Here is a 6,385-nt window from a genome sequence, read left to right on the forward strand (position 1 = left end):
TCACGCGGTGTGCCGGAGCACGAGCGTGGGACTGAGCAGCACATGAGGGTCGGTGGGCTGGCCGTCGAGCAGGCCGGTGAGCAGCTCGACGCAGCGTCCGGCGGCGGCCGCGAGCGGCTGGCTGACGCTGGTCAGCCCGATCGCGGCGGCCACCGGGGTGTCGTCGAAACCGGTGACCGCGACCGGGACCGCCGTGTCGCGGACGGCCCGGAGCGCGCCGAGGGCGAGGGAGTCGCTGACGCAGACCACGGCCGTCGGTGGGTCGTCGGTGGCGAGCAGCTCGCGCATCTCCCGCTCGCCGTGCTCGATGCCGTCCTGGGTCCCGCGGTACGGTGCGGCGCCGTCGAGGCCAGCCGCCGCCATGGTGGTACGCCAGCCGGCGCGCCGGTCGTCGCCCACGCCGGAGCCCTCCGGCCAGCCGATGAAGGCGATCCGGCGGTGGCCGGTGTCGAGGAGCCGCTGGGTGGCCTGCGCGGTGCCGGCGGCGCCGTCGACGTCGACCCAGGGGTGTGACTCCGGGTCGTCCCAGGGGCGGCCGAAGGTCACGAACGGCACCCCCCGTTGGGCCAGCCAGACGGTACGCGGGTCGCCGTGGTCGGTGCCGGTGAGCACGAACCCGTCCAGGTCGTACGCGCCGAGCAGGTCGTCGAAGGTGGCTATCTCGTCGTCGTCGCCGGTGGCGGTGTAGAGCATGACCCGGTAGCCGGCGGCGTCGGCGGTCTCGGTGAGCCCGTGCAGGAACCGGTCGAGCACGGAGCCGTTGATGCCGTCCCGGGTGGGCTCGATGCGGACCGCGAAGAGCCGGGAGCGCCCGGTCCGCATCTGCCGGGCGGCCTGGTTGGCCCGGTAGCCGAGCGCGCTGATCGCCTCCTGCACGCGCCGGCGGGTCTCCTCGCGGACGATGTGCGGGGCGTTGAGCACGTTGGAGACCGTCTGCCGGCTCACCCGGGCGTGCCGAGCCACCGTCGCGATGGTCACCTTTTCAGCCACGAAATCCCTCTCGCCACCTTGAACGATCCAACTCGGATGGGGCAGGATTGGATCGTTCAAGTCTCTGGAATGTTTCGCACTTTGCACCGGCCGGCGGCGTCTGTCAAGACGCCGGCCATCAATCAGCACCCCAGGAGTTCCCCGTGTCCGAACGCCACCTGCAACCCCTGCTGCACGACCTGGTCGGCGTGGTCCATGCCCCCACCAGCGCGCTGGGCGACACGTCGGGCCAGATCCGCTCGAGCGGCGTCCAGGGCGTCTTCCACGCCGACGCCCGGGTGCTGTCCCGCGCCGAGCTGCGCGTCGACGACCGGGAGCCGGAGGCGGTGACCCACGGGTCCGCCGGTCCGCACGGGATGCGGTTCGTCACCCTGGTCCGCTGGCTCGGCGACCCCGGAGCCGACCCGACGGTCCGGATCGACCGGATTCGGCAGGCCGGTCCGCACGGCGTCACCGAGGAACTGCGCGTCCGCTCCACCGCCGCCGTCCCGGTCCAGGCCACGGTCAGCGTCGACCTCGGCTGCGACCTCGCCCCGATCGAGCTGGTCAAGTCCGGCGGCAGCGGGTCACCGCTGGAGGCGAAGGCCGGCGAGCCCGGCCAGGTCCAGTGGGCCGCCGAGGGTCTGGTCGTGACGGTGACCGGTGAGGCGGCCACCGTGGACGCCGCGGGCGACCGGGCCGTCGCGCCCCGGCTCAGCTGGCCGGTCGAGCTGGCCCCGCACGGGTCCGTCACGCTGCGCTGGCGGCTCGCCGTCACCGACCCGAAGGCGGTCGTGGCCGCCCCGCCGGCCGCCCCGGACTGGTCCGTCCCGGAGGTACGCGCCGACGACCGCCGCCTGGTCCGGCTGCTCGACCGCTCCCTGGCCGACCTGCGCGGGCTGCGGCTGACCGACCCCGCCCACCCCGGGGACGTCTTCCTCGGCGCCGGGGTGCCCTGGTTCCTCACCCTGTTCGGCCGGGACAGTCTCTGGGCCGCCCGGATGATGCTGCCGCTCGGCACCGAACTGGCCGCCGGGACGCTGCGCGTCCTCGCCCGCCGGCAGGGCACCCGGGTCGACCCGGCCACCGGCGAGGCGCCCGGCAAGATCCTGCACGAGCTGCGCCGGCACGAGTTCAGCCTGCCCGCCAACGAGCTCCGGCTGCCGCCCGCGTACTACGGCACGGTCGACGCCACCCTGCTCTGGGTCAATCTGCTGCACGACGCCTGGCGCTGGGGCCTGCCCGCCGACCAGATCGAGCCGCTGCTGCCGCACCTGGAGGCGGCGCTGGGCTGGCTCGGCGAGCACGCCGACGCCGACGGCGACGGCTTCGTCGAGTACGTCGACACCACCGGCCACGGCCTGGCCAACCAGGGCTGGAAGGACTCCGGTGACTCGATCCGCTTCCGGGACGGCCGGCTGGCCCAGGCGCCCATCGTGCTGACCGAGGTGCAGGGGTACGCGTACCAGGCGGCGGTGAACGGGGCCGACCTGCTCGACGCCTTCGGCCGCCCCGACGCCGACCGCTGGCGCGACCACGCCGACCAACTCGCCCGACGGTTCCGCGCCGCCTTCTGGGTCGACGGCCGGTACGGGCCGCAGCCCGCCCTCGCGCTGGACCGGGACAAGCGGCCGGTCGACTCGCTGACCAGCAACATCGGTCACCTGCTCGGCACCGGGCTGCTGTCGGCCGACGAGTCGGCACAGGTGGCGGCGCTGCTGTCCACCGAGGCCCTCGCGGGCGGCTTCGGGCTGCGCACCATGTCCACCGACGACGCCGGGTTCAGCCCGCTGTCGTACCACTGCGGGTCGATCTGGGCGCACGACACCGCGATCGTGCTCGGCGGGCTGGCCCGGGCCGGCTTCGCCGAGGCCGCGCTGGGCCTCGCCGACGGCCTGCTCGGCGCCGCCGAGGCGTTCGACTACCGCCTCCCCGAGCTGTACGGCGGCGACGACCGGACGGCGCTCGGCCGCCCGGTGGAGTACCCGGCGGCGTGCCGCCCGCAGGCGTGGTCGGCGGCGGCAGCGGTGACCCTGCTCCAGGTCGGTGTCGGCCTCTACCCCGACGTGCCGGGCGCCCGGGTGGACGTACGCCCGCTCGCCGGCCCCGAGCTGGGCGCGCTGGCCGCCAGCGGCCTGCGGATCGCCGGCACCCCGGTCACCGTGGACGTCGACCGCTCCGGCCACCCCACCGTCACCGCCCTGCCCGCCAACCTGACCCTGACCACCCCACCGTCCGTCCCCGCCCCGCGCACCCCGGCGGGCAGCCCCTCCCCAGCGGCGAGTTGACCGAGGAGCTGGCGTCGGAAACCGGCTGCGCCGCGGCGCACACTCCATGATCGACGGACCAGGTGCAGGAGAGCGACGAGATCTGGGTGCGTTTGTTGTCGCTGGAGCGGCAACAAACGCACCCAGAGGGGGTCAGCCAGTGGTGAGTTCGGCGATGAGTTCGTCGTCCTCGAATGCGCCGGTGGGGTGGAAGCCCAGGGAGGTGTAGAGGGCGGCGGCGGGAGCGTTGTCGGGGTGGTAGCTGAGACGGATCGGGTGGCCTGCGGTGGCGAGCCAGTCGGCGAGGGTACGTACGGCGGCCCGGCCCACACCCCGGTCCTGCTCGGCGGCGTCGATCACCATGCCGCCGATCCAGCGGGAGCCGTCATCGTCCACGCCCCACATGACATGCCCGACCACCGTCTCGTCCGCGTACACGGCCAGCGAGGTCCAGACGTCCGAGCGCATGGTGAGCACCAGGTAGCGGGCGGCCAGGGCGGGCACCCAGGCCCGCTGGTCGTCGCGGGGCGCGACGTCGGCCACGGCCCGCCAGTTGTCGTCGTCCACCGGACGTAGGGTCACGTGCCGGCCGGCGCGATCGCGCAGCTCAGAATTGATCATGAGGGTGAGCGTAGGCGGGGCCGGGTCCGGCCACGACCGGTTTCGGCGGCAGGACGTCGCCGGGAGCCCGCCCGGCTCAGTCGAGCAGGGCGTCCAGGCCGACCGTGAGGCCCGGCCGGTGGCGTACCTCCCGCACGGCGAGCAGCACGCCGGGCATGAACGAGGCCCGGTCGTACGAGTCGTGCCGGATGGTCAGCGTCTCGCCGGTGGTGCCGAACAGCACCTCCTGATGGGCGACCAGACCGGTGGCGCGGACCGCGTGCACACGTACCCCGTCGACGTCGGCGCCGCGGGCGCCCGGCACCTCGTCCCTGGTGGCGTCCGGCGCGGGACCGAGACCGGCCTCGGCGCGGGCCTGGGCGATCAGCCGCGCGGTGTGCGTGGCGGTGCCGCTGGGGGCGTCCAGCTTGCGCGGGTGGTGCTGCTCGATGATCTCGACCGACTCGAAGTGCCGGGCGGCGCGGGCGGCGAACTGGATCATCAGCACCGCGCCGATGCCGAAGTTGGGGGCGACCACCACGCCCACCCCGGGCTTGCGCGCCAGCCAGCCGCGCACCCGGTCGAGGCGCTGCTCGGTGAAGCCGGTGGTGCCCACCACCGCGCTGATGCCCTGGTCGATGCACCAGTGCAGGTTGTCCATGACGACGTCGGGGGTGGTGAAGTCGACGACCACCTCGGCGCTGGCGTCGGAGGCGGCGAACAGCCCGTCGCCCTGGTCGATCATCGCCACCAGGTCCATGTCGGCGGCCGCGTCGACCGCCTTGCAGACCTCCATGCCCATCCGGCCGCGGGCACCCAGCACGCCGACCCGGATCGGCTCGGCCAGGTTCTTCTCCTGCTCGTCAGTCACGGGGCACAACCTATCCCAATCGGGACGCGGTCAGCCCGGCGGACCGCTCAGCGGACGCGGTCAGCCCGGCGGACCGCTCAGCGGGAGGCGGTCACCCGGCCGGACCGCTCAACGGAACGCCACGAAGGCGGACTCGTCGAAGGGGCCGACCACCGCGAGGGACATCGGCCGACCGAGCAGCTCGGCGGCGAGGCCGTTCACGTCGTCCAGGGTCACCGCGTCGACCCGGGCGAGCAGCTCGTCCACCGGCATCAGGTTGCCGTAGAGCAGCTCACCCTTGGCCAGCCGGCTCATCCGGGAGCCGGTGTCCTCCAGGCCGAGGACGAACGAGCCCTTGCTCATCCCCTTGCCCCGGGCCAGCTCGGTCTCGGTGATCCCCTCGGCGGCCACCCGGGCCAGCTCGGCGCTGGTCAGCTCCAGCACCTCGTCCACCTTGCCGGGGGCGCAGCCGGCGTAGACGGCGAACAGTCCGCTGTCGGCGTACTGGCTGGCGTACGAGTAGACCGAGTACGCCAGGCCGCGCCGCTCGCGGATCTCCTGGAACAGCCGGCTCGACATGCCGCCGCCGAGGACGTTGTTGAGCACGCCGAGGGCGAAACGGCGGTCGTCGGTGCGGTCGATGCCCGGGGAGCCGAGGATCACGTGCGCCTGCTCGGTCTCCTTCGGCTCGACCATGGTGGTGGCCGGCTTCGTGCGTACCGCCGGGGTGGCCGGGCGGCGCGGGGCCGGCACCGCCGGGTCGGTGTCCAGCGGGGTGCCGCGCAGCGCCTGGCGGACCAGCTTCACCACGGCGGCGTGGTCGAGGTTGCCGGCGGCGGCGATGACGATCTGCGGCGGGGTGTACCGGCGGCGGTAGAAGTGCTGGATCTGCCGGCGGGTCATCGGGGTGACCGTCTCCTCGGTGCCGGAGATCAGCCGGCCGAGGGGGTGGTCGCCGTAGACGGCGCGGGCGAACAGGTCGTGCACCTCGTCGCCGGGCTCGTCGTCGTGCATGGCGATCTCTTCGAGGATCACGCCGCGCTCGGTCTCCACGTCGGCGTCCTCGAGCACCGAGTCGGCCACCAGGTCACACATGACGTCGATGGCCAGCGGCAGGTCCTCGTCCAGCACGCGGGCGTAGTAGCAGGTGTATTCCTTGGTGGTGAAGGCGTTGGTCTCGCCGCCCACCGCCTCGATCGCCGCGGAGATCTCCAGCGCGCCGCGCTTGCGGGTGCCCTTGAAGAGCAGGTGCTCCAGGAAGTGCGCGGCACCGGCCTGCGGCCCCGTCTCGTCCCGGGAGCCGACGGCCACCCAGATGCCGAACGAGACGCTGCGCATCGCCGGGATCGCCTCGGTGAGCACGCGCAACCCGCTGGGCAGAACGGTACGGCGGACTGTCCCGCCCAGCGGGTCGTCGCTGAGCGTACGGGTGACGGCCCGGGTCGATCCGCCGCCGGACCGGGCGGCCCCGGACGGCGCCACCCCCCGTCGATCCGCAGGGAAAGACGAACGCCGGGTCCGGCTCACGAAAACCTGCTTCCAGTACGACGAGGGGTGGGTGGTGCGGAGGTGCGCGACCGACGGCTCCGCCGCGACGCGTCAGACGGCGCGCCGCGACGGCGGCTTCGCCACCGCACCGGACCTGCTGGCCAGCCGCGCCGCCCGCATCAGCAGGTACTCCTGCTCGGGCCGGCTGGTG

5 protein-coding genes are annotated in these 6,385 nt (G+C 73.8%); 1 reads left to right on the plus strand and 4 read right to left on the minus strand.

From position 1 onward, the window contains the following. Entirely contained in the window at positions 1-990 is a 990-nt protein-coding gene (locus tag ABZ570_RS10990) for a LacI family DNA-binding transcriptional regulator (RefSeq protein ID WP_358060318.1), read from the minus strand. Between the two features lie 143 nt (positions 991-1,133). Between ABZ570_RS10990 and ABZ570_RS10995 the strand changes: the two genes are divergently transcribed. Then, positions 1,134-3,257, plus strand: coding sequence for a glycogen debranching N-terminal domain-containing protein (locus ABZ570_RS10995; protein ID WP_358060321.1), 2,124 nt, complete (start codon positions 1,134-1,136; stop codon positions 3,255-3,257). 132 nt (positions 3,258-3,389) lie between these two features. Here the strand turns inward: ABZ570_RS10995 and ABZ570_RS11000 are convergent, their stop codons facing one another. The 3 genes from ABZ570_RS11000 to ABZ570_RS11010 all read right to left on the minus strand — a co-directional run bounded on the left by ABZ570_RS11000 (position 3,390) and on the right by ABZ570_RS11010 (position 6,168). Continuing rightward, on the minus strand, positions 3,390-3,857 hold the full coding sequence (locus tag ABZ570_RS11000) for a GNAT family N-acetyltransferase (protein ID WP_358060324.1): 468 nt from the start codon (positions 3,855-3,857) through the stop codon (positions 3,390-3,392). Between the two features lie 76 nt (positions 3,858-3,933). After that, positions 3,934-4,707 carry a 4-hydroxy-tetrahydrodipicolinate reductase gene (gene dapB / locus ABZ570_RS11005; RefSeq protein ID WP_358060327.1) on the minus strand — a complete coding sequence of 258 codons (774 nt, stop codon included), beginning with the start codon at positions 4,705-4,707 and terminating at the stop codon, positions 3,934-3,936. Between the two features lie 108 nt (positions 4,708-4,815). Continuing rightward, positions 4,816-6,168, minus strand: a complete 1,353-nt coding sequence (locus ABZ570_RS11010; protein ID WP_358060330.1) for a pitrilysin family protein — start codon at positions 6,166-6,168, stop codon at positions 4,816-4,818. Positions 6,169-6,385 lie beyond the last annotated feature (217 nt).

The sequence above is a fragment of the Micromonospora sp. NPDC007271 genome (assembly GCF_040634005.1).
Lineage (GTDB): Bacteria > Actinomycetota > Actinomycetes > Mycobacteriales > Micromonosporaceae > Micromonospora.

Coding starts and splice junctions, on each gene's coding strand:
- ABZ570_RS11000 (WP_358060324.1), bottom strand. CDS start 3,857: ATGATCAATTCTGAGCTGCGCGATCGCGCCGGCCGGCACGTGACCCTA.